22 protein-coding genes are annotated in these 23,259 nt (G+C 36.6%); 1 reads left to right on the forward strand and 21 read right to left on the reverse strand.

Annotation, left to right across the window (positions count from 1 at the left end; all coding sequences use genetic code 11):
- Position 1: 1 nt before the first annotated feature.
- From BN1225_RS08360 to cdaA, 14 genes are all read right to left on the reverse strand, one after another.
- Positions 2 to 343: a thioredoxin family protein gene (locus tag BN1225_RS08360; RefSeq protein ID WP_041139349.1), complete on the reverse strand. Its 342-nt coding sequence runs from the start codon at positions 341 to 343 to the stop codon at positions 2 to 4.
- Positions 344 to 358: 15 nt separating this feature from the next.
- The gene (locus BN1225_RS08365) at positions 359 to 1,363 is read right to left on the reverse strand and encodes a permease (protein WP_041139350.1); all 1,005 of its coding nucleotides are present in this window, start codon (positions 1,361 to 1,363) and stop codon (positions 359 to 361) included.
- 68 nt (positions 1,364 to 1,431) lie between these two features.
- Entirely contained in the window at positions 1,432 to 1,722 is a 291-nt protein-coding gene (locus tag BN1225_RS08370; RefSeq protein ID WP_041139351.1) for an ArsR/SmtB family transcription factor, read from the reverse strand.
- Positions 1,723 to 2,049: 327 nt separating this feature from the next.
- Complete coding sequence (gene rlmD / locus BN1225_RS08375) at positions 2,050 to 3,411, reverse strand: 23S rRNA (uracil(1939)-C(5))-methyltransferase RlmD (RefSeq protein ID WP_041139352.1); 1,362 nt, start codon at positions 3,409 to 3,411, stop codon at positions 2,050 to 2,052.
- Between the two features lie 34 nt (positions 3,412 to 3,445).
- The gene (locus tag BN1225_RS08380) at positions 3,446 to 4,096 is read right to left on the reverse strand and encodes a hypothetical protein (RefSeq protein WP_041139353.1); all 651 of its coding nucleotides are present in this window, start codon (positions 4,094 to 4,096) and stop codon (positions 3,446 to 3,448) included.
- Between the two features lie 58 nt (positions 4,097 to 4,154).
- Positions 4,155 to 5,582 carry an Asp-tRNA(Asn)/Glu-tRNA(Gln) amidotransferase subunit GatB gene (gatB, locus tag BN1225_RS08385; RefSeq protein ID WP_041139354.1) on the reverse strand — a complete coding sequence of 476 codons (1,428 nt, stop codon included), beginning with the start codon at positions 5,580 to 5,582 and terminating at the stop codon, positions 4,155 to 4,157.
- Positions 5,582 to 7,033 carry an Asp-tRNA(Asn)/Glu-tRNA(Gln) amidotransferase subunit GatA gene (gene gatA, locus BN1225_RS08390; protein ID WP_041139355.1) on the reverse strand — a complete coding sequence of 484 codons (1,452 nt, stop codon included), beginning with the start codon at positions 7,031 to 7,033 and terminating at the stop codon, positions 5,582 to 5,584. Before gatA ends, gatB begins: the two co-directional genes overlap by 1 nt.
- Positions 7,033 to 7,323, reverse strand: coding sequence for an Asp-tRNA(Asn)/Glu-tRNA(Gln) amidotransferase subunit GatC (gene gatC, locus BN1225_RS08395; RefSeq protein WP_041139356.1), 291 nt, complete (start codon positions 7,321 to 7,323; stop codon positions 7,033 to 7,035). Before gatC ends, gatA begins: the two co-directional genes overlap by 1 nt.
- Positions 7,324 to 7,337: 14 nt before the next feature.
- Positions 7,338 to 8,399, reverse strand: a complete 1,062-nt coding sequence (locus tag BN1225_RS08400; protein ID WP_041139357.1) for a CamS family sex pheromone protein — start codon at positions 8,397 to 8,399, stop codon at positions 7,338 to 7,340.
- Entirely contained in the window at positions 8,396 to 10,387 is a 1,992-nt protein-coding gene (ligA, locus tag BN1225_RS08405; RefSeq protein ID WP_041139358.1) for an NAD-dependent DNA ligase LigA, read from the reverse strand. Before ligA ends, BN1225_RS08400 begins: the two co-directional genes overlap by 4 nt.
- 86 nt (positions 10,388 to 10,473) lie before the next feature.
- Entirely contained in the window at positions 10,474 to 11,784 is a 1,311-nt protein-coding gene (locus BN1225_RS08410; protein WP_041139359.1) for a sensor histidine kinase, read from the reverse strand.
- Complete coding sequence (locus BN1225_RS08415; protein ID WP_041139360.1) at positions 11,784 to 12,440, reverse strand: response regulator transcription factor; 657 nt, start codon at positions 12,438 to 12,440, stop codon at positions 11,784 to 11,786. Before BN1225_RS08415 ends, BN1225_RS08410 begins: the two co-directional genes overlap by 1 nt.
- A gap of 92 nt (positions 12,441 to 12,532) precedes the next feature.
- Positions 12,533 to 13,909, reverse strand: coding sequence for a CdaR family protein (locus BN1225_RS08420; protein ID WP_041139361.1), 1,377 nt, complete (start codon positions 13,907 to 13,909; stop codon positions 12,533 to 12,535).
- A 1-nt stretch (position 13,910) separates the two neighbouring features.
- Entirely contained in the window at positions 13,911 to 14,717 is an 807-nt protein-coding gene (cdaA, locus tag BN1225_RS08425) for a diadenylate cyclase CdaA (protein WP_041139362.1), read from the reverse strand.
- Between the two features lie 225 nt (positions 14,718 to 14,942).
- Between cdaA and BN1225_RS08430 the strand changes: the two genes are divergently transcribed.
- On the forward strand, positions 14,943 to 15,512 hold the full coding sequence (locus BN1225_RS08430) for a phosphate propanoyltransferase (protein ID WP_041139363.1): 570 nt from the start codon (positions 14,943 to 14,945) through the stop codon (positions 15,510 to 15,512).
- Positions 15,513 to 15,546: 34 nt separating this feature from the next.
- Here the strand turns inward: BN1225_RS08430 and BN1225_RS08435 are convergent, their stop codons facing one another.
- The 7 genes from BN1225_RS08435 to BN1225_RS08465 form a co-directional block, all read right to left on the reverse strand.
- The gene (locus BN1225_RS08435) at positions 15,547 to 16,305 is read right to left on the reverse strand and encodes an alpha/beta hydrolase (protein ID WP_041139364.1); all 759 of its coding nucleotides are present in this window, start codon (positions 16,303 to 16,305) and stop codon (positions 15,547 to 15,549) included.
- Positions 16,306 to 16,373: 68 nt separating this feature from the next.
- Positions 16,374 to 16,757: a MerR family transcriptional regulator gene (locus BN1225_RS08440; protein ID WP_041139365.1), complete on the reverse strand. Its 384-nt coding sequence runs from the start codon at positions 16,755 to 16,757 to the stop codon at positions 16,374 to 16,376.
- A gap of 111 nt (positions 16,758 to 16,868) precedes the next feature.
- Positions 16,869 to 18,263 (reverse strand): 6-phospho-beta-glucosidase, encoded by a 1,395-nt coding sequence (locus BN1225_RS08445; protein WP_041139366.1) that lies wholly within the window; start codon positions 18,261 to 18,263, stop codon positions 16,869 to 16,871.
- Between the two features lie 214 nt (positions 18,264 to 18,477).
- The gene (locus tag BN1225_RS08450) at positions 18,478 to 19,293 is read right to left on the reverse strand and encodes a MurR/RpiR family transcriptional regulator (RefSeq protein ID WP_041139367.1); all 816 of its coding nucleotides are present in this window, start codon (positions 19,291 to 19,293) and stop codon (positions 18,478 to 18,480) included.
- A gap of 86 nt (positions 19,294 to 19,379) precedes the next feature.
- Positions 19,380 to 19,781, reverse strand: a complete 402-nt coding sequence (locus tag BN1225_RS08455; protein ID WP_041139368.1) for a hypothetical protein — start codon at positions 19,779 to 19,781, stop codon at positions 19,380 to 19,382.
- 78 nt (positions 19,782 to 19,859) lie between these two features.
- Positions 19,860 to 21,521: an amino acid ABC transporter ATP-binding/permease protein gene (locus tag BN1225_RS08460; protein ID WP_041139369.1), complete on the reverse strand. Its 1,662-nt coding sequence runs from the start codon at positions 21,519 to 21,521 to the stop codon at positions 19,860 to 19,862.
- The gene (locus BN1225_RS08465) at positions 21,514 to 23,259 is read right to left on the reverse strand and encodes an ABC transporter ATP-binding protein/permease (protein ID WP_041139370.1); all 1,746 of its coding nucleotides are present in this window, start codon (positions 23,257 to 23,259) and stop codon (positions 21,514 to 21,516) included. Before BN1225_RS08465 ends, BN1225_RS08460 begins: the two co-directional genes overlap by 8 nt.

Genomic DNA, 23,259 nt, shown 5'->3' on the forward strand with positions numbered 1-23,259 from the left:
CTTAATACCCCGCTTTTTTAAGTAATACGTGGATTTCATCACTTGTCGGCACTTTGCCATAGACAACTATTTTTTCATCAATGACCAGAGCCGGAGTCGTCATTACACCATAACTTGCGATTTCAGCAAAATCTGTAATGTGATCAACACGCTCATGTATCCCTAATTGCATCAACCCCTCGATCACTCTTTTTTCCAAAGCAACACATTTAGCACAGCCCGATCCTAAAATTTTAATTCTTGATCCTGTACTCTGTTTTAGTGTTGCTTTTTGTAACGTCTCTTGATTAAGCGCTCTGTTGCAACATGTATTTTTCGTTTTCTTGCCCTTAAATAATTTCATTACTCTTCCTCCTGTTTATATCAATAAAAATGAAAAGATATTAAATAAATAACCAACAATTACGATTCCTGTCACAACAATTACGATAAAAGTGACCATCAGCTTACGTTTTACTGCTTTTGACAACATAATCATAGACGGTAAAGATAAAGTTGTCACCGCCATCATGAAAGCTAAGATTGTGCCTAATCCCGCTCCTTTTATAAGCAGACTCTCAGCTACCGGAATGGTTCCAAAGATATCTGCATACATTGGGGTGCCTACCAAGGTTGCCAGTGGTACAGCAAAGACGTTATGTCCGCCTAATAATGATTGAACCCAATGCTCCGGAATCAGATTATGAATAACGGCACCAATCCCCACTCCTACCAAAATATAAACTGCGACCTTCTTAACGGTTTCCACTACTTGCTTTTTAGCAAATTCACATCTCTCTTTAACTGTGAGAGACACGGAATCTATTTCTACATTTTTAGCTTGCTTAATAAAATCCGCGACCTGATCTTCCATTTTCATTTTTTCAATCAATGTTCCACCTAAAACAGCAATAACAAGCCCTACTACAACGTAAGCCACTGCTATCTTATAGCCAAAAATACTCATCAATAAAACCAACGATCCAAGATCCACCATCGGTGATGAAATTAAAAATGAGAAAGTAACGCCTAACGGTAATCCGGCACTTGTAAAACCCATAAATAAAGGAATCGATGAACAACTGCAAAAGGGAGTGACAGTTCCTAACAAGGCTCCTAATAGATTTGCCCCAATTCCATGAAATCTGCCGAGAATTTTTCTGCTTCGTTCTGGCGGAAAATAACTTTGTACATAAGAAATAATAAAAATCAAAACACCTAAAAGAATGAAAATCTTGATTGTATCATAAATGAAAAACTGCAGCATGCCGCCTGCCTTATCCTCAATCGGCAATCCGATTGCATTTAATACCTGTCCAATCCATGCATTCAGCCAGTGCATTCCTAAAATTTGATCTTGAATAAATAACCAAATCGAATTCATAGTACCTCCTTATATCGATATATTTCGATGTATTTACCATAATATTAACCGTCTTTAAGACGGTTTTATTACTCTTTACTTACTGTTGGATTTAATTGCTTTAAACAGTCCACCGCCCTCTCTATCCCTTTTTTTGAAATAGAATAGTGAGACCACTTCCCATCTTTTCTAACATTTACTATTCCCGCATCAGCCAGTATTTTCATATGATGCGATAAAGTGGATTGACTTAAATCCATGATTTCAAGAAGTTTACATGCACAGTGTTCTCCTGACCTTAATATATCTAAAATGAGCAATCGGTTAGGATCACAAAACGCTTTGAACAATCTTGCTTCTTCTTCGTAATCTATTTGCATATCTATCTCCTCATATCTATATTCTTCGATATAAGAATAACATACATATCGATAAACGTCAATATATTGTGAAATGAATTATCATTTAATAGAGTGACATCGACAATAAACTAACTTGGAGATGATAACATAAAACTAAGACAACACTATACCTATTGAAATGATTCAAAATGTTTACATGACTTCATTAAATCAGAAATTCACTTTGGTCTTGAACTCTTGGGAATACTTAGACCTGCTTTGATTTAAAAATTAAATCGCAAAAAATGCACCTTAAAAGTTAGTTTTCACACTAAGCTTTTGAAGTGCATTCTCTTATACAAGCATTTATTTCACTTTATTTTTTGCAAGCTGAACAATATTTTCGATACCATAAGTTTGTGCGAATAAATCTACCGGCTGACAAGGTCCTATAACTTGATATCCAAATTGACTTAGATAAGCAATGTCCCGTGCCTGAGTAGAAGGATCACATGAAATATAGACTAATTTACGTGGATCTAATTTAACTACGGCATCCAGAAACGTTGTAGAACACCCTTTTCTTGGCGGGTCAACCATCACAACATCGATATGGACATTTTCTCTCGCTAATTTTGTCATGTATTCAGCAGCATCGGCGACCAAAAACTCGACATTATCGATATGATTGATTTCCGCATTCTTTTTTGCATCAGCAATCGCTTGTTCAACGATTTCAACACCGATGACTTTTTTGGTAGCTTTTGCCATGCATAGCGAAATAGTTCCGATCCCACAATAAGCATCAATCACTGTATCTGTTGGTTGAATATCCGCTAATTCAATCGCTTTATTATAAAGCATCTCAACCTGCGGCGGATTGATTTGATAGAACGATTTCGACGAAATGTTAAAGGTTAATCCATTTAATACATCTTGAATATATCCTTTGCCAAACCAAACCTTTTCTTTTTCACCAAGAATAACATTATCACGGCGCATATTAATATTTTGAATAATCGTTTTTAAATTAGGAAATTCTTTTGTCAGCACATCGATAAATACCTGTTTATATCTGAACTGTTCCTTGTTAGTAATCAAGACGAGCATCAGCTGATCGGTTTTAAATCCGTATTTGGTTAGAATATGACGTACCATGCCTTTTCCTGTTAGTTTATCGTAAGGTTCGATTTTATATTCCACCATTAATTCTTTTACACGATTGACTAATCGGTTTGAAGCATGGTTTTGAATAAAACATTCTTTCGTTGGAATGATGTCATTAGAATGTTGTTTGTAAAAACCTGTTTCTAATTGTCCATTGACAAAACCGATCGGCATTTGAACTTTATTGCGATAAAACCAGGGATCGTCTTGAACAAGTGTTTCCGCCACCTCACAGTCTACTTTTCCGATTCGCTGCATTACATCTTGTACACGTTTTTGTTTAAAACGCTGCTGGGCTTCTTTCGATAGATGCTGAAGATGACAGCCCCCACATTGCTTATAAACTGGACAGCGTGGCTTCACTCGATCTTTAGAAACAGAGTTCAATTCAATCAAACGGGCAATTCCATAATTTTTAAGTTGTTTAATCACTTTAAGTTTTCCGGTTTCTCCGATCAGCATTCCTTTAACAAAATAAGGAATCCCCTCTACTTTTACTACACCTTGTCCCTCATGTGTTAAATCGACACACTCGGCTTCAAAATAATCATTCTTTTTCATTTATTCTCCCTTTAAAAAAACGAGCAACGCTCGTTTATTCGTTATTTTGTCCTGCTACAACACTATCGGCTAAAGCTTGATCTTTAGCGTTGGCATCTGTAAAGGTAATCTCGTTATTTCGATATTGCTTCGTTCCATAAGCAGGGAATCCTTCTTGTCCCCCATATAAAACGATTTCTAAATCATACTGGCGTCTGTCACCATCCACCGATAACATTTTAGAATAAGCATCTTCTTCTGAATTTTTAGGATACCCCATAGTTTCATCAAAGACATGAGTTGCATCAATAACCATTTGTTTAGCATCTTCCAATGCAACGTCTTCTGCAAATTTGAATTCCATTTTAATGATCAGACAATCCGAACTGATTTTAACCGAAGAAATCCCCTCTGTCTGACTGATCTTCTCTTGTGCTTCAGTCATCTTAGAAAGATCCAATGTCATACCGCTTGAGCAGCGCTGACCGTAAACCGGCCCTTTCGTATTCAAAGAACTAAACATATAATAAGCAAATCCTAAACAGCAAACGACAAACACGATAGGAATAATATAAATCGGCTTAAATTTGCGTTTCCCTTTACTTTCTTTCGCACGTCTTCTTCTTGGTGCTGATGTATTGTCATCTACATGTTTTGAATCTTCTGATCTGGCATGTCGAAGTTGTTTTTTATTACTATCACTCATTTTTTCACCCTCTTAACGCTATTGTATCAAAAATTTATCAATAAGTATAGAAAAGTTATTATCTCGACTTTAATTCTTCGATCAATACCTTATTCGTTATACCCGGGTTTGCTTGCCCGCCGGTCACTTTCATAATCTGGCCAACTAAGAATCCTACGGCACGATCTTTTCCATTCTTATAGTCTTCAATCGACTGTGGATTTTTATCGAGTACATCGCAAACAATCTTTCTGATTTCATCTACAGAAGAAATCTGTTTCATGTGATTTTCTTCTATGATCGTCTCTGGGTCTTTACCTGTTTCCATCATTAAGTCAAATACTTTCTTTGCCTGTTTGCTGGAAATCGTCTCATCAACAACACAATTCACCATTTCCGCTAAGCATTTAGGAATCATTTTAATCGCTTCAATTGTCGTATTGGATTTGTTTAAATAGGCCATCGTTTCTCCCAACAGCCAGTTGCAGACTAATTTATATTCCTTAGTATATCGGATCGCTTCATCATAATAATCAGAAATTTCTTTTGTTGCCACTAAGATTTTAGCGTCATTTTTAGGCAGTTGATATTTTTCAACATAACGTTTGATACGTTCCTCCGGCATTTCCGGTAAAGCTTCTTTAATATCCAATACCCATTGATGATCCAAACGAATTGGCAGAATATTAGGTTCCGGATAATACTTATAATCTACAGCATCCCCTTTTGAACGCATCAAGACGGTTTCTTTTAATCCTTCATCATAACGGCGTGTCTCTTGCAAAACTTTTCCGCCTTGAAGCAAGATTTTTTCTTGTCGGCTGACTTCAAATTCGATTGCTTTTTGAACATTGGAAATTGAATTCAAGTTTTTAATTTCCGTACGGGTTCCGAATTTATCACTTCCAAACGGACGAATAGAAACATTGACATCACAACGCATCGAACCTTCTTCCATTTTGGCATCACTAACTTTTGTATAAAGGAAAATAGAGCGCAGTTTTTCTAAATAAGCGGCGGCTTCTTTACCACTGCGAATATTAGGTTTTGTGACAATTTCGATCAAAGGAATCCCGGAACGATTGTAATCGATCAGTGTATGGTCATCGAAATGCAGCTGTTTTGCAGTATCTTCTTCCATATGTAAACGTTCGATCTCAATTGTTTTCTTTTTACCGTCAACTTCGATTTCCATTGTTCCGTTACGTCCGATCGGAAAACGATCCTGTGTAATTTGAAATCCTTTCGGTAAATCAGAATAATAATAATTTTTACGGTCAAATCGAAGCAATTCATCGATTTCCATATTCAAAGCATGACAAACACGAACTGCATATTCAACGCCTGTTTTATTTAAGACCGGCATTGTTCCGGTCATTCCTAAATCCACTTCATTTACTTTTGTATTTGGTGCTTGTCCGAAGGTAACAGGTGAAGCAGAAAACATCTTTGATTGTGTAGTTAATTCGCAATGGACTTCTAATCCAATGATGACTTCAAAATTCATTATGCTTCCCCCTTTGCATATTTATTTTTTAATCCTAATTCTTTTTCCAGTGCATAAGCAGCATTAAGCACCGTTTGTTCTTCAAATAATTTACCCATAATATTGATTCCAATCGGCATTTCGTCAACAAATCCACATGGCAAAGTCAAACTAGGGGTTCCTGCAAAGTTACCTAATACCAAATGGTTTTCTAAGATCAAATATTCATCAGTCAGACGATCCGTTTCTTCCTCTTCGATCTTCGCAGCGACATGTCCTGCTGTAGGTCCTAAAATTACATCGTAATTTTCATAAATTTTATTTAGTTCTTCAACAATCAGTCGTCGTACTCTTTGTGCTTTTCTAAACATCTTTTCTTGGTTTTGGGTAGCCAGTGCTAAATTTCCTAAAATAAAGCGACGTTTAATATGTGCTCCAAAACCATTGGTGCGTGAAGCAATCATCACTTCATCCGGAGTAGCCGCATCGACTCTTGTTCCATATTTTACTCCGTCCAGGCAGGCATGGTTGCTTGTTGCTTCTGAGTTAGCGATGATTGTATATGTTGGCAGCATCGCTTTCAATAACGTTTCGTCATACTCTACAAAATCAACCGTGCATCCCATTTTTTTATAAAGATCGATGATGTGATCAAAATTTTCCTTAATTTCACTATTTGATATTTGATCGTAAATATTTTGAATCACCGCAATTTTTTTATCTTGAATATCACTCGTTAAGTGATCGTAGTAAGCTTCTACCGGACGATTTGAAGAAGTCATGTCACGCTCATCTCTTCCACTCATTGCTTCAATAACAATTGCCATATCTTCTACACTGCGTGTGAATGCACCTACATGATCTAAACTAGAGGCATACGGAATAACGCCATAGCGGGAAATTCTTCCCCATGTCGGCTTGAAACCGATGACACCGCAATATCCTGCCGGCTTACGGATGGAATCTCCTGTATCGCTGCCTAAAGCAAACGGAACTAATCCGCTTCCCACGATTGCGGCACTTCCACCAGACGATCCACCGGCGATACGAGTTGCATCATAAGGATTACCGACCGGTCCGGTTAGGGCAGATTTGTTCGTCCCTCCCATTGCCAGTTCATCCATGCTTGACTTACCAATCATGATACAGTCTTTTTTTGCTAACTTATCAATAACATGTGCATTATAGATCGGCACATAATGTTCTAACATACGACTTGATGCTGTTGTCTTAATTCCTTTTGTTGAGTAATTGTCTTTAGCGACAAAAGGAATGCCGCTTAACCAATTGTTTTCATCAAACTGAAAGTGATCCAGTTTTGCCAGTGCTTCTTCTTTAGTTATAGTAACAAATGCATTTAAACGCTGTTGAACCTCATTAGTGTCACTAAAAAGCTGCTCATAATAAGTTTTAATATCGATTTCTTTATTTTTCAGCATGTCATGCAGCTGTGTAATTGTCAGTCCGTACATTATCCCACCACCTTTGGCATTTTGATTTGATGATCTTCCACACTAGGTGCATTTTTCAAAGCATCCTCAATACTGATCACATGATTTGGCAAATCTTCTCTTAAAAAAGAAGTTTCAATTTCATAAGGAAACGCCAAGATATCGACATCCGTTGTATCAATTTTATCCAGTACCTCTACATGGTTCATAAATACTTCATATTCTTTTACTAATGCCGGCATTTCTTCATCACTGATTGCAAACATTGTTTTTAATCCTAATGCCTTCAACATTTCTTCTGTTTCGTTCATATTTAAAATCCTCTCTAATAAATTGTATGACTGTATGCTTTGTCGCCGGCTTTTTTCAAGATAAAACCCTGTAATTGATTTTGCGCATAGACAATACCGGTAATATCAAATTCCGTTGTAAAACAGCTGTCCATTTCACTGGCCGCTACGTTCATCAAGGCGTTTGTTTCCGTAAACGTCTTAGTATTTAATCTGAATTCAATACGCATACTGATAATTTTTCCATTTAAGTAAGTCGCATAGCCAACTACTCCAGTTGCATCAATCGCTGCATTTTTTATTTTTTCTTTAAATAATACAAATTGGCTAGACAGTGCATTATCTATTTCTTTGGCGCGATCGCTGGTAAATACAACGGTTTCCATATCCACAGTTTTAATATCACCAACACCGCCTTGACAATAACTGCTTAATATAAATTTTCCGCTCGTTGCATCCGTTGCTTTGGCCAACTGATAGACACTGACTAAAATAGGAACATTCGCTAAATCTTCATATTGACTGGCAAAGTAGTTGTACGTCTTTGCTATTGCTTCTTTGGAGTAACGAATGAGGTTTTCTTGTGTAAACTCTTTTGTCACACCGTTCACTTCAGCATCTGGGGATATCGCGATTGCAATGGAAATTCCCGATAATGTATATTGATCGCCATTCTTTTTAACGTATTCTTGTTGGACAAGCGATTCAAAGATTGCCGGATCACTGACACCATCGACGGTTTCTCCTTTAGGAATCTGAATGGAATATTCACTTCGTCCCAATAGATTGCTGTAATCATCTGCCGAAATATGACTTCCCTCTTTTAAATAATGATCTTTATTGGAAAAATAATCCAGGGAAAGGATCTGAAGTCCTCTCCCAATCGTATTATAATCATTTTGGTTACTGGAAAGGTCATTATAAATCGTCTCACGAATCGCACTGCCATTCGTATTGATCGTATTATAATAGGTATTGTCAAATGAATTGGCAACAGCACTTTCCGCCGATGTTTCTTTATCGATGGTATCTTTTACCTTCTTACACCCTGTTAAGCAAAAACTAAGCACTAATAAACAGATTATACTTTTCTTCATTCTGACACCATCCTTTCAAATTCTTCTTCTGTAATCACTTGTACTCCAATTTTTTCAGCTTTTTCTAATTTGCTCCCGGCATCTTTACCACAAACTAAGTAATCTGTTTTTTTAGAAATACTATTCGTGACATTAGCGCCCAACTGTTTAAGCAGTTCTTTGATCTCATTTCGATTGTACTTTTCCAGCGTTCCCGTTACAACTACCGTTTTATTAGAGAATGGTGTATCGTCTCTGAAATTTGTTTCCTTTAAATAGGTCATATTTAATCCCAGTTCTTTCAACTGACGGATCAAGGCCTTATTTTCATCTTCTCTGAAATAGTCTAAGATTGCCTCACAGATCGTTTCACCGACATCGTTGATGTTGATGAGTTCTACATATTTTGCTTCCATCAATGCTTCCATTGTCTTAAAACGAGCGGCTAACACTTCTGCCATTTTCGCACCAACACCGCGAATCCCTAAACCAAACAGCAGTTTTTCTAATGAGTTTTGTTTGCTTTTTTCAATGGCTTCAATAAGATTATCCATTGATTTTTGACCGAATCCGTCTAACTCGATAATTTCATTGACATGGTTTTTTAAATAATAGATTTCTTCAATATTTTTAATAAACCCTTGATTATAGAACTGTTCCACAATCTTTTCACCCAGTCCATCGATATTCATTGCATCTCGACTAACAAAATGAATGATCTTTTCAATCTTCTTTGAATCACAATGCGGATTGTGGCAGAAATAAGCAGCCTGATCTTCTTCGCGAGAAACAGGTTCTCCACATTTTGGGCAGACTTTTGTCATTTCAAATTTCTTTTCACTGCCATCACGGCGTTCAATCACCGGACGTACCACTTCCGGAATAACATCTCCGGCTTTTCTGACCACCACATAATCGCCGATACGAATATCTTTTGATACAACGTTATCCTCATTATGTAAAGAAGCACGCTGAACAAGACTTCCGGCTACACGAACCGGTTCTAAAACCGCATTCGGTGTGATTTGTCCTGTTCTTCCTACTGTAAATACAATATCTTTAAGTTTGGTTATCACTTCTTCTGCGGGAAATTTATAAGCGGTTGCCCATTTAGGAACCTTTACTGTATAGCCTAACTGATTTTGCAGTTCGATATCATTTACCTTGATGACAATTCCATCAATTTCATAAGGCAGTTCACTGCGTTTTGCACTGTACTCTTCGATGTATGCCCAAACTTCCTCGATGGTTTGACACACGCGCGTATGTGGATTCGTTTTGAAGCCTAATGAAGCAATCCACTGCAAAGAATCATAATGCGTGATACAGTCATAATCCAAAGCATCCGGCACCATATATAAAAACGCATCTAATTTGCGCTGTGCGGCAATGGCAGAATCTAACTGACGTACGCTCCCAGCGGCAGCATTACGAGGATTAGCAAAGAGTTCTACTCCATCTTTTTTACGTAATTCATTTAACTCATTAAATGATTTTTTAGGCATGAAGATTTCACCACGTACTTCCAAGTCTCCCTTATAAGGAATCGTTAAAGGAATGGATTTCACCGTTTTGACGTTATGGGTAATATCCTCACCGGTCGTTCCATCACCTCGTGTCGCTCCATAATCTAATTCACCTAACTTATAAACTAAAGAAACAGCTAGTCCATCTATTTTAAGTTCGCAAGCATATTCCACCGGCTTTTGAAGAGATTCCTGAATACGTTGATCAAAATTAATCAATTCTTCTTTTGAAAAAACATTACCTAGTGACAACATACTTTTTGTATGCGTTATTTTTTTAAAAGCATCTAAGACCACGCCCCCTACTCGCTGTGTTGGCGATGACGGTGATAAATACTCCGGATATTTTTCTTCCAATGCCATTAATTCCTGCATTAATCGATCATATTCTTGATCGCTGATAGTAGGATTATCTAAAACATAGTATTCATAACCATATTGGTTTAATAATTTTGTTAGTTCCTTTATTCTTTCCAATGACATAATTAACACTCCATTCATTGTCTTATTATACCAAAGATGTCATTTCTTTAAAACAAATTCATAAAAAAAATAGATAATTCAAATCATTATCTATTTTTAATTTTAAAAGTAACTCCATTTTCCATATTTTCCACTTGAATTGTATAGCCATACATATCCACTACTTTTTTTACGATCGATAATCCCAGTCCAAAGTTGCCTTTTTCCCCTTTTGAATAAGGCTTAAATATTTCTTTTTGCAGTTTTGTGCTTATTGTCGGTCCGTCGTTAAAAATCGAAATACCGGATTCATCAATCGTAATGATAATTTGATGATGATAATAGCGTTTGGCATTTTCAATAATATTCTCCAACACATTGCGCCAGTGTTCTTCTTGTCCTTTAAAGATTAACGCTTCCGTGTTTTCAATTACCGTAATGATTTCATCACTGACATCTAATTGCGATTTAATCTTACTGATCAGCTCATTCATATTCACATCTTCTAAGATCAGTTCATCTTGATTTATATAATCTAATCGATTCAAATAAAGGAAAGACTGCACCTTGTTTTCTAATCGTTCTGTGTTTTCTAAAATAACGTCCAATGAGGATTCTTTAGTTCCATAAGGATAAATATCATCTTTCATACTTTCCGCATAGCTTTTAATGACTGCAATCGGTGTTTTTAAATCATGCGAAATATTATGCATAAACTCTTCTTTCAACTTTTCTTGCTGATCCAATTCATTTTTCATATCCACCAAAGCCATCGATACTTGACCAATCTCATCATTTCTTTCGATATCCAGCGTTCCTTTTTCACCGCGTTTTATCGTTTCAATATAATTTTTTATTTTTTGCAGCGGCTTGATAAAGGTAAATACCCAGATGGTCATAATTAATGCAACGATAAATAAGACGATATATTGCACATAAACCAATTCATTTTTAATGGAGTTCAGCAGTTCTGTCGAATAGTCATTATAAACAAAAGAAATAATATAACTGCCATCATCTGCTAATTTTGTAATCGTATAATAAATCTTTTGTCCCCGGTATTCGGCAATGTAATTTTCAATGGTTTCGCTCTGTTCTGCTACATTTTTAGAAAACAGTTCCTGTACCATATCGCGCGTTGTCATTACTGTTAACGGCGGAATCGCTTCCCATTGGATCGCATCATTCACGATTCTTCGGGTAATATGATAGACTTGCTTCTCTTTCCCTTTATCATAAGGGTTATAATAGTCTTTTAAATAATCCAGCTGATTCGCTTGAATTGTTTCAAACATCTGACTGCTGATTAAATTATTTAGATTGCGATTGATCAAAGGTGATACCACAAAGATGATCAGCAGTAAGATTCCCATGACCAATAAGCCCAGCTGCTGAAGCAAGCTTAAACGTTTGCTCATTAATCTAAACGATATCCAAAGCCGTAAATAGTTTTAATATTTAAGTTTGGCATCTTCTTTCTTAATCTTCTCAATGTATCATCTACCACACGGTCACTGCCAAAATAGAATTCTTCCCATACTTTTGATAAAATCTGCTCACGAGAAATTGCCAATGAACGATTCTTTAAAAAGAACAGCAGCAAATCATATTCTTTTGTCGTAAGATCAATCTCCTCGTCATCTTTTAGCACCTTACGCTTTACCTCATCGATTAGATAGCCGTCAATAGAAATTAAGAACGGATTATTCTTATAAACACGTTTTAAAATATTATGTACTCGCAGCACCATTTCTTTAGGGGCAAATGGTTTGGTAATATATTCATCACACCCTTTTTCCAGACCGATGATTCGATCTAATTCCTGATCTCTTGCCGACATAAAGACAATCGGCATATCCGGTTTTACTGCTTTAATTTGGTTCAACAGCTCAAATCCGCTTTCTTTATCCAACATGATATCCACGATCCATAAATGCACATCATCTTCAATATGCAATAAAGCTTCATCATAAGTATAAAAAGAATAGACATAAAACCCTTCTTTTTCCAAATAGGTTCTCACTAAATCATTTAATTGTTTTTCATCATCTATAATATTGATACGGTATTTCATATTCTCACCTCATTTATACTTTATTAAAAACATATAAGCACATTATTGCAATAATGTGTGGAAATATGTGAAATTAAATAGAGTAGTCTTCACTACTCTATTTTCACTTTTACTTTTTCTTCACTTAACAGTGTGATATCCAACAGAGAATCGGTTGATTTCAACGTGACTGGAATTTCATATTCTCCCGGTTCCAATCCATTAATATCAATCGTAGCCTGAATTACCGAACTATCCAAAGCATAAATCTTTGAAGCGGCACCGGAAACACTTACCGTAATCACACTGTTGAAATCCACTTTTCGATTCGCTGTGTTGTTTAGTACTTTGATTTCAGCGTCATTAATCGTTTTGCTGATTCGATTTTCTACGACAATGCTGACATTGATCGTATCAATAGAAGCACTATTCACCCCTGACGGCAATTCGATCGGTATGCCATAGACTTCCTTATTCTCGTAAATCTGTGAAACATCGACGGAAGCATAGATTGCTTTGACATTTTCCAAATTTTCCTTTGCCCCGTAGATCATAGCTGTCGTGACGGAAGGCGTAATAGAAGCAATCGCTAAACTGTCATCCATCGTTCCTACTCGATTCACTTTCACCGGTACCTGCTGACTTGAAGAAGTCACACTGACACTCACATCGACTGTTGCCGGCTCTACATCAACGGTCAATTCATTATTATACTCATCAAATGCTTTTACTGTCGCTTTTTGAGTAAACGACGCATTCACCTGTTTAACATCGATGACCGCCTGCACATATTTAATCGCATCTAAAGTTTCTCTTCCCGCTGTCACAGTTACTTCTGATTTTGATAATACCGGCGGCTCTAAAACATATTTCGCATCTTTTTGATCTTCATTAATATATTTATAGCTTAATGCAAAGACACGCGATTCTTTTGGAGATAAAGTGACACTGGCACTGCCCGGAGATACCACTGCCGTAATTCCGCCTGAAAGTCCCTTGACTTTAATATCCATGGTGTATGTTCCTTCACTATAGCCATTAAAATCAATATATGCAGAATAATCCCCTTTATAAACCGCCGACTGTAAATTCACTACATTCCCCGTCAGCTTCAGCGTTACTTTATCCGGCATTCCGGTGACTGCATAATTTTCATCGAGATTTACGATACTTACGGGAACATCTTCGACTGTGCGCTCCGTTGTTGCGGTGATCGAAGATCCATTCACCGTGATAAACAAAATGGCTGCCATGACTAAAGAAAGCCACTTTGATTTTCGATCGTCCATCAAAATGCCTTCAATCACATGATTGATTGCATCAATAATCGCATAGACACTATCCAACACCGTATTTTTTAAAGGTGCACGTTTTTCTTTTTCTTGAGATTCTTCTTTTTTAGGTTCCTGTTCGCGACGTTTTTTCATAAAGTTTAGGAAAAAGTCAGTTGAGCCTTCGGATGTTTTTTTATCTTTTTTCTCATCTGCCATGTTATTTTCCCTCCTTTATTGTATCTTCCCAACCTAATTCCTTAGCCAAACGATCCCAAAGTTCAACTAATGGGATACGAATTAGCTCTCCGTTTTTTGCAAAAGATACATTTCCAGTTTCTTCAGAAACAATAATCGTTAGCGCATCACTGACTTCACTTAACCCCAAAGCGGCACGGTGACGAGCCCCATAAATCGGACTTAATTCTCGGGTTGTCGGTTCAAAAAAAGCACTGGCACAAGCAATTTTATCTCCTTGAATAATCATTCCGCCATCATGCAGTGCGGTACCTTCATAGAAGATCGTAAGAATTAACTCGTAACTGATATCGGCATGAATCTGCGTTCCGGCAGTAATATAATCCTCTAAAGATTGATTTAATTCAAAAGAAATCAATGCCCCAACTCGGTTAGTTGAAAAGAACTGCAGCGCTCTTGTCACCTCATCTAGGATATAATGCTTCTTAGCCGTATCCATGGTACTGCGAACCGGTGCCGAAAGATTAGCTTTCCCGATTTTTTCCAACGTTGCACGAATTTCCGGCTGGAAGATAATGAACAACGCTACCGCCCCCCACATCAACACCGTATCGACTAAATAACCTAATGTTTTTAAATTCAAGGCTGTCGTTAATAATTTAACGATTAAAATAATAAGAATCCCTTTAAATATCTGTAACGTACGCAAATTTTTACGTACAATGCTGATCAAATAATAGAATAAAATCCAAACTAAAAATAAATCTAAACCAAACCGCAAAAAAGTAATGATGCTTGGTAATGTTATCATGTCAAAAAAATTGTCCATTATCCCCACCTCTTACTATTATTATAACAAATTTGAGCTTATTATCCTAGTTACATAAGAAAAAATAAAAATTAGAAAACTGTTAAAATATGCTGAAACTTGTTAAAATTTTAACATCAATAATTTTTTCGCAGGATTATAAAAAAGTTTTCATAATTTAATGCAAAAGGATTGAACATCAGGCGAAATAGTGTAAAATAAGATTGTATAAAGGAGAGATATTTTATGGCAGAAAAAATTATTGTAGAAACTTCAGCACGTCATATTCATGTATGCAAAAAGGCATTAGCCGCTCTATTTGGAGAAGGTTATGAATTAACTAAAAAGAAAGAACTTTCTCAGCCGGGACAATTTGCTTGTGAAGAAAGATTAACGATTGTCGGACCTAAAGGAGAAATGCAAAGAGTAAGTATTTTAGGACCTGTCAGAGATCATACTCAAGTTGAAATTTCATTGACCGATGCACGTTCAATCGGATTAAAAGCAGAAGTTCGTGAATCAGGTGACTTAGAAGGTACTCAAGGATGCAAATTAGTCGGACCTAAAGGGGAAATCGAAATTCCTTTTGGAGTTATCGCCGCAAAAAGACATATCCATTTAACTGTGGAAGATGCAGAAAAATTCGGTGTTGCCGATAAGCAAATCGTTAGCGTACAAGTGGAAACAAACGGAAGATCCCTTACTTTTGGTGATGTTGTTTGCCGCGTAAGCCCTAGTTATGCAACCGCGATGCATATTGATACAGATGAATCAAATGCTGCCGGTGGTCCAACGGAAGGAATTATCATTAAATAACTATAAAAACAAAAAAACATCTGCGGATGTTTTTTTATTTGCCAAATAAATAATCAATAAAGATCGGCACCTGTTGTTCCCAAGTTTCTTCATTATGTTTGCCATTAATAATAATTCGCGGATAAACAGAAGCCCCCTGTTTATCAAAAAGATGGGCAATTTCAAGATTACGGCTGGTAGCATATGTCAGCTGCTGCTTATTTCTTGATTCATCGCTTCCCCAATCAATATACACATAGGTTTTAGGGTCGATCTGATACTGACTGATCATTTCTTTTGTCTGTTTATAGCAAAAACTCACTGCCGGAGATAAGCTTGCGGCTTTAGAAAAATAGTGATTATATTTTGCGGCGGAATACAATGCCATTAATCCTCCCATCGAACTGCCGCCGATTGCCGTATGCTCACGATCGGGCTGTGTACGATACAATGTATCGATCATAGGCTTCAGTTCTTCTACGACCCAATCCATAAACCCTTCTCCTTTGCCGATGATCTTTCCGAAATGATGATGATCAACATCAAACGGGCAAAACTCGTTCAACCGCTCATTCCCTTCATGATTACACTCTATTCCTACAACAATCAACTTTGTTTCCATATAGTCCAAATATTCTTCCATTTTCCATGATTTTCCGTAAGTAGCATCCTCATCATGAAAAAGATTATGTCCGTCATACATATACATGACAGGATAGCGCTCGCCGCTTTCTTCATAATGTTTCGGTAAATAAATATGCAGCATACGCGGCAGTTGAAACGGTGTAATCATGACTTCTTTTTTTATAACCATCCTGATTTCCCTCCTCTCATTCCATTATAGCACGCAAATAAAAAGATAGGCATAAAACCTATCTCCATTTAATTTTTCAGTGCCATTTCTTTTTCCAATCGTACTAAATTTGTTTCATAAGTTTCTATCTTATGATCTAAATGATCCAGTGAATCTTGTAATTCCTGCATCTTGCTTAACAGTTCATGGCGCTGTTGTTCTAAAATCATTTTACGTTGTGCGATTGTTTGATCCCCTTCATGAAATAAATGAATGTATTTTTTAAGCATTTCAATGCTCAATCCGGAAATACGCATGCATTTTAAAAATTGAATACGCGCTAAATCTTTATCTTGATAATTTCTGATTCCCCCGCTGTTTCTTTCCACCGGCTCAATTAATCCTATTTTTTCATAATAACGCAGCGTATCACTGGAAAGACCGAACTTCTCACTTACTTCTTTAATTGTCACTGCTACCACCACCTTAATCTAATGATACCATAAATATCTAAAAAAAGACAACTTCGATTTTAGCGCTCATGATAAAAGAAAACCTTGCCTAGGCAAGGTTTGTTCATTATATTAGTGTCCGTTAACCATTAAATCCATAACTACTGGATCTTTTGAAGCAACACCAGCTGCTTTTAATTCAGCAATTTTATCTGCGAATTGTGGTAAGTATTTTTCATGAGCTACTAATAATTCATCTAATACAGTTTTAGCGATTGCACCATGTTCAACTTGTGGATTCATTTCGAATGCAGCTAAAGCTAAACCGTAGTTACCAGTGATGGCAGCTTCGATAACACATTCTTCCATAGCTTTCATGATTTGTACCCAACCTCTTTCAGATGGATTAAATTTACCCCAAGTTAAAGGCATAGCCCCTTTACCAGAGATGATTGCTGAAACTTCTACGATACAGTCATATGGTAAATCAGTGATTGCACCATTGTTTTGTGTACTTACAACCATGTGAGTTCTCTTATCATTGTAGATAGAGTTGATACATTCACAAGCTGCATCTGAGTAGTGAGTTCCACCACGTTTAGTTAATTGTTCTGGTTTGTAGTTTAAGTTAGGATCTTTGTATAATTCGAATAATTCAGCTTCAGTTACTTTTACTTGTTGAGCACGAGTACCGATTGTATTGAATTCTTCAATACCATGTTTTAACATTTCATCATGCATATAGTAATATCTATGGTATCCACAAGGAATAACTTGAACTTGTTTCAAATGATCTTTTAAGAATTTAACATCATGGATGTTTGCAGGTGTTCCATCTTCAACATCTTTGTACATATTGTCGATGATTTTGTCAGTTAAATCATTACCTTGAGCATCAGTTACTTTATGCCAATGGAAATGGTTTAAACCAGCGAATTGATGGATACATTCTCTTTCAGTTAATCCGAACATTGGTGGTTCGCTTAATAAAGCACCTACTGGTACGTTACATAATCCGATACATTTTTTCCATCCACCGTGTTTGATAACTGCTTCAGTGATCATTCCAGATGGATTAGTGAAGTTGATTAACCATGCATTAGGGCATAATTCTTTCATATCTTCAACGATTCCTAAGATGACAGGGATTGTTCTGAATGCTTTGAACATACCTCCGGCACCATTAGTTTCTTGACCTAACATACCATGAGAGAATGGGATTCTTTCATCTTTGATACGTGCATCTAATAAACCAACACGGAATTGTGTAGTTACGAAATCCGCATCTTTTAAAGCTTCTCTTCTATCTAAAGTTAAATGAACTTTAACACCATATGGAGTTGCATCCCACATACGTTGCGCCATTGCACCAACGATTTCTAATTTTTCTTTACCAGCTTCACAGTCTACTAACCAAATTTCTTTGATTGGTAATTCTTCGTAACGTTTGATAAATCCTTCCATTAGTTCTGGAGTATAACTACTTCCTCCACCAATTGTAACGATTTTTACAGGTTTCTTTTCCATTTATCTTCCTCCTCAATATTATCTGGATCCCCGTCCACAATAGGAGTATACCTTATTACAGGAAAATTGATATCTTTTTGCAAAATTTGAAAACGTTTACCAGAACATGAAACTTTTTATAGTGTGTTTCTTAATTCGGTTTTACTGCTGTCCTCTTAGACTTCATCTTATTTTACTAAAAGAAATCAAATAGATTAGGAAAACAAAAAAACGGCTACCCGTTTTTTTGATAAAGCATCCCATAACGTATATAGACCACATTTAAAGCCGTTAAAAAATTAATGCTCCCCGATAATGAAGAATCTGTAAAATCACTTTCCAATCCATCAATAAAATAATATTCATCAACGCTGTCTAACACCGGTGATTCACGATTGCAGGTAATCAAAAGCAAAGCAGCGCCCTTCTCTCTTAAGCATTGGATCATCTCCTTAATTTGATCACTGTTTGCCGATACAGAAAGAATAATCGTTAAACTGTCTTGATCCACAACACGATATTTTAAATCTTCTTCACCGCGGCTGTTGAAGGAATAAATAAATTTTCCCAGCTTCATGAATTTCATTTGAATATCACTGGCTACCACTTTTGAAAACTGATACCCAAAAAAGTGTACTTTTTTTGCTTCATAAATTTTAGAACAAATTCGATCTACTTCATGAATATTCATATTAACGTTCATCATTAGAGACTGAATCGTAAGATCGTAAACTTTTTTTACTAACTGCTGCGGTTCTTTAAGCAGCACCTCTTTTTCCGCCGGATCAAAACACAGCTCCGCTTTTGCTTTCACTAACCCGTCACGAATTTCCTGCTTAAACTGAATAAACGATTCACAGCCAAAATATTTGCAGAAACGGCTGATTGTAGCAATCGAGGTATAACACATATCTGCCAGCTCGTTCACACTGCAGCTTGGTACTTTATTTAGATTTTGTAAAACAGTCAGGGCAATAGTGTAGTTCATATCTTCCCGATTAGATGTATTTATAAAAGATAATAGATTATAGATAATATCGACTTCCTGCATCACAGACACCCCGCTTTTAGACCATTATACCCTATTTTAATTTTATTTTAAAGAATAACTATTGTTTGTTGGAATGAAAAAACTGACTACTCGTCAGTTTCTTTTGCTGTTACTTCAACGGTTAAATCCGCTTCTTCCTCTTCTTCAAAATCATCATCTTCAAGAGCGTCATTTTCCTCCGCTTCAATCGAAGTAAAATCAACTGATGATGTTAACAAATCTGTTTCTTCTTTATTTTTTAATAATTGGATCAGATAACCAAAAGCTCCAAATCCCAATCCATAGAAAAGATAAGCAGAACTATTATCGACAAAATATTGTATGACATCCCCGATATTACCGCTGATAGTTAATTGCCCTGCCTTAACAAGAGCGTTCACATATTCATAAGATTTATAAATACTAAAAATACAATAAATAAATGTCAGGATAGCGAATACATAAAATAAAATGGTTAATTTTGAAAAGTGTTTGTTTTGTTTTTCCATATTTTCATTCCTTTCAGATACTGCTCAAGTATATCCGATAAATATGGTATGATTGTGTGATAGAAAACAGAGATTGTCTTATCGAGGTAATGGCTGTCCGGCATTCATTTCAAACACCTCGTCTGCAATGTTCATTGTCGAATCACGATGCGAAACTAAAACAATGGTTTTCCCTTCACTTTCCTCCTTTAAAGCTTTCAAGATAACGGCTTCATTTAAGCTGTCGAGGTTACTTGTTGGTTCATCTAATAAAATAATGTCCGCTTGATGAAGAAAAGCTCTGGCAATGCCGATACGCTGTTTTTGTCCTTGTGATAATTGACTTCCCAGTTCTCCTGCCTTACTCATATAGCCTTCCGGCAAAGACTCAATAAATGCATCAATCGACGCTTTTTTTGCTGCCAGCTTGATTTCCTCAAGTGTTGCATCTGGTTTAGCCAAAGCAATATTATTTGCCAATGTATCATTAAACAGGTATGTTTCCTGTATAACATAAGCTTCCATATTTCGTAAATCATGGGTATTGATTTGATTTAAAGAGCGATTATTTAAAACAATCTGCCCACTGTCCACTTCAAAGAAACGCATCATCAATTTAAGCAAGGTCGACTTGCCGCTGCCGCTTTTACCGTGAATACCGATGATTTTATTTTTTGGCAGGACGAAGTTTACATCCTCAACAATCTTTTCTAAATCATAGCTAAAAGAAACATCTTCGATTTTCATTTCACCATATTGAATTGGATTCTCTCCTGTAATTTCTTTTACTTTCGGTTCTTCTTCAAGCAGTTCTAACAAACGATTTCCACTCGCTAGAGTATGATGCAGATTATTGGATAAATTACTTAATGCCACTACCGGTCCAAATGAGGACATCATCGCAATAGTGCAAACCACAAGTCCGATAAAAGAAACAGCTTCAACTTGATAAAGCAAGATCCCACTAACCATCATCAGCAAAGAAAAAAGCAAGACACACACATCACTGGTTGCATAACTCTTCGCTTCTAATTTTTTTAATTGGGTCTGATCCTGTTCAATATTTTCCATGCCTTGATTCATTTCCGCTAAACGACACTGCTCATGATTATACTGGATGCTTTCTTTAACTCCCTGTAAACTATCCAAGATAAAACCATTCATTTTACCGTAGCGATCACGATAACGTTGTCCGGCATTTCTTCCTTTTTTGCCAAAATGCAAAGGTAAGAATACTCCGACAGTAAGATAGGCTAACACAGCAATAACACCTAAAAAAACATGATATTGTCCGATAAATCCAATCATTATCAGTGAAACCAAGATGGCAATCATTATCGGTGAGATGGTATGTGCATAAAATACTTCTAACAGTTCGATATCGCTGGTAATTAATGAGACCAAATCGCCACTGTTTCTGCCTTCTAGTTTCGCCGGGGCTAATGTTCTCAATTTCATAAATACCTGATGTCTGATCAAAGCCAGCAATTTAAAGGCAATATAATGATTGGAAGCTTGTTCGATGTAACGCAGAATTCCTCTGGATAATGCACATAGACCAATCAGAATTAAAAGATGTTCAAAAGACATAAGAACAGCCATTCCCATTCCCTTTAAAACAGCCATAGCAGAAAGAATCGTGATAAAGATTGCACAAAGATAACCGATGACCCCAAACAAGATGGCTGCCAGCATGATATGCAATAAAGGAAAGACTAAACCAATTAACTTTCTCATAATAGTAAAAGCACTTCTATTCATAGGCTGTCTCCTTTCTTAAACCATTCAGCAAGGCTTCTTGTTGTTTATAAACCCGTGCATATTCTCCATCTAACTGATATAAATGGGCATGTGTATCTTGTTCAACGATTCCCCCCTCTTTTAGCATGTAGATTTGATCCGCATGGATCGCATTATCTAAACGATGGGAAATCATGATGACCGTTTTACGCTTTCTTAACTTTTCGATGACTTTAATAATCGCATTTTCACTTTCAACATCAATATTAGAAGTGGCTTCATCAAAGATATAGATAGGGGAATCTTTAAGCAAAGCTCTTGCTAAAACCAACCTTTGGCGCTGTCCGCCGGAAAGATTGCTCCCTTTTTCAAGTACCGGCATGCTTAATCCTCCCTGCGCTTTAATAAAGCTGTCCAATTTCACTTCACGTAAGGCCTCCCACATTTTCTCTTGGGTAATGGCCGTATTCCCCATTTGCAGATTATAAGCAATATCCCCGGCAAAAAGATAACCATCACCATTCACAACGGTGATGCATGCCATAAGATCTCTTTGATTAATATCGGATAATTCTTTTTTATTTAGCTGAATGCTCCCTTGATAGTGGCGATGATGTCCCGCTAAAATATTGGCAATCGTGCTTTTCCCGCTTCCAGAAACGCCTGCAAAGCTGGCAAATGAACGAGCGGGTATAGTAAAGTTTATATCTTTTAGCACTTGCTTTTCTTCAAGGTAGCCAAATGAAACATGTTCGGCTTTTATGTCAATATTCTCACTGGAATCTAGTGTTAATTCTCCTTTTTTATCTAAGGGATGGTCTAAAATTTTAAAAATATTCTCACTGGCACTCATTCCATTCATTGCGATATGGAAAAATGATCCTAACAAACGCAGAGGAATAAAAAACTCAGAAGACAACAGAATAATCAGCAGCATCCCTATTAAAGAAATACGTCCACTGCGAAATTCAAAGATAGCCAGAATAATGCCTAAGGCAGCGCCACCAAAAGCAATTAAATCCATTACGGAAATAGAATTTAGCTGCATCGTTAAAACTTTCATAGTTACTTTACGAAACGTTTCCGCTTCTTCATCCATCTGTTTTGTTTTTCTTTCATCTGCCTGATAAGCCTTTAATGTTGTCAATCCTCTCAAATTCTCTAAGAAGCTGTCACCTAACTGCATATAAGCCCCCCAATAACGAGATAGCAGTCTTTTCGCAAACTTCTGCACAGCTACGATGGATAATGGGATTAAGGGAACACATAGCAAAAGTAAAAGGGCTGTTTTAAAGCTGATAAAACAAAAAAGAATAAACAAAGTAAGGGGAGCAAGCAGACTGTAAATGAGCTGAGGTAAATATTTACTGAAGTAGATTTCCAACTGTTCTACCCCTTCCATACTCATCTGAACGACTTTACTGGTTGAAAAAAAGTCTGTATAATGCATGCCTAACGCTAAAATTTTATTATAAATTTTTCCACGTAAAGTTTTTTTAATCCCCAAGGCGGCTTCATGCCCTGCCATCGTTGCTTTTTGGCTACAGTAAAATCGCAGCCCCATCATGAATAAAATAATCAAAATCGCAGCAATCAATTTGATCATCGTTAATTCTTGTTTGTAGGCTGTCGCTAAAGTATAAGCAATCGTCGCATTAAAGATGATATTTGCAAGCAGTCCCCACCATTGAAATAAGACTGTCTTTTTTACCGGTGATAAGTTCCCCTCTAACAATGTCAATAATCGTTTATTAATCAT

Source organism: Beduini massiliensis (assembly GCF_000829905.1).
Lineage (GTDB): Bacteria > Bacillota_I > Bacilli_A > Erysipelotrichales > Coprobacillaceae > Beduini > Beduini massiliensis.

Coding starts and splice junctions, on each gene's coding strand:
- BN1225_RS08360 (WP_041139349.1), bottom strand. CDS start 343: ATGAAATTATTTAAGGGCAAGAAAACGAAAAATACATGTTGCAACAGA.
- BN1225_RS08365 (WP_041139350.1), bottom strand. CDS start 1,363: ATGAATTCGATTTGGTTATTTATTCAAGATCAAATTTTAGGAATGCAC.
- BN1225_RS08370 (WP_041139351.1), bottom strand. CDS start 1,722: ATGCAAATAGATTACGAAGAAGAAGCAAGATTGTTCAAAGCGTTTTGT.
- rlmD (WP_041139352.1), bottom strand. CDS start 3,411: ATGAAAAAGAATGATTATTTTGAAGCCGAGTGTGTCGATTTAACACAT.
- BN1225_RS08380 (WP_041139353.1), bottom strand. CDS start 4,096: ATGAGTGATAGTAATAAAAAACAACTTCGACATGCCAGATCAGAAGAT.
- gatB (WP_041139354.1), bottom strand. CDS start 5,582: ATGAATTTTGAAGTCATCATTGGATTAGAAGTCCATTGCGAATTAACT.
- gatA (WP_041139355.1), bottom strand. CDS start 7,033: ATGTACGGACTGACAATTACACAGCTGCATGACATGCTGAAAAATAAA.
- gatC (WP_041139356.1), bottom strand. CDS start 7,323: ATGAACGAAACAGAAGAAATGTTGAAGGCATTAGGATTAAAAACAATG.
- BN1225_RS08400 (WP_041139357.1), bottom strand. CDS start 8,399: ATGAAGAAAAGTATAATCTGTTTATTAGTGCTTAGTTTTTGCTTAACA.
- ligA (WP_041139358.1), bottom strand. CDS start 10,387: ATGTCATTGGAAAGAATAAAGGAACTAACAAAATTATTAAACCAATAT.
- BN1225_RS08410 (WP_041139359.1), bottom strand. CDS start 11,784: ATGAGCAAACGTTTAAGCTTGCTTCAGCAGCTGGGCTTATTGGTCATG.
- BN1225_RS08415 (WP_041139360.1), bottom strand. CDS start 12,440: ATGAAATACCGTATCAATATTATAGATGATGAAAAACAATTAAATGAT.
- BN1225_RS08420 (WP_041139361.1), bottom strand. CDS start 13,909: ATGGCAGATGAGAAAAAAGATAAAAAAACATCCGAAGGCTCAACTGAC.
- cdaA (WP_041139362.1), bottom strand. CDS start 14,717: ATGGACAATTTTTTTGACATGATAACATTACCAAGCATCATTACTTTT.
- BN1225_RS08430 (WP_041139363.1), top strand. CDS start 14,943: ATGGCAGAAAAAATTATTGTAGAAACTTCAGCACGTCATATTCATGTA.
- BN1225_RS08435 (WP_041139364.1), bottom strand. CDS start 16,305: ATGGTTATAAAAAAAGAAGTCATGATTACACCGTTTCAACTGCCGCGT.
- BN1225_RS08445 (WP_041139366.1), bottom strand. CDS start 18,263: ATGGAAAAGAAACCTGTAAAAATCGTTACAATTGGTGGAGGAAGTAGT.
- BN1225_RS08450 (WP_041139367.1), bottom strand. CDS start 19,293: ATGCAGGAAGTCGATATTATCTATAATCTATTATCTTTTATAAATACA.
- BN1225_RS08455 (WP_041139368.1), bottom strand. CDS start 19,781: ATGGAAAAACAAAACAAACACTTTTCAAAATTAACCATTTTATTTTAT.
- BN1225_RS08460 (WP_041139369.1), bottom strand. CDS start 21,521: ATGAATAGAAGTGCTTTTACTATTATGAGAAAGTTAATTGGTTTAGTC.
- BN1225_RS08465 (WP_041139370.1), bottom strand. CDS start 23,259: ATGATTAATAAACGATTATTGACATTGTTAGAGGGGAACTTATCACCG.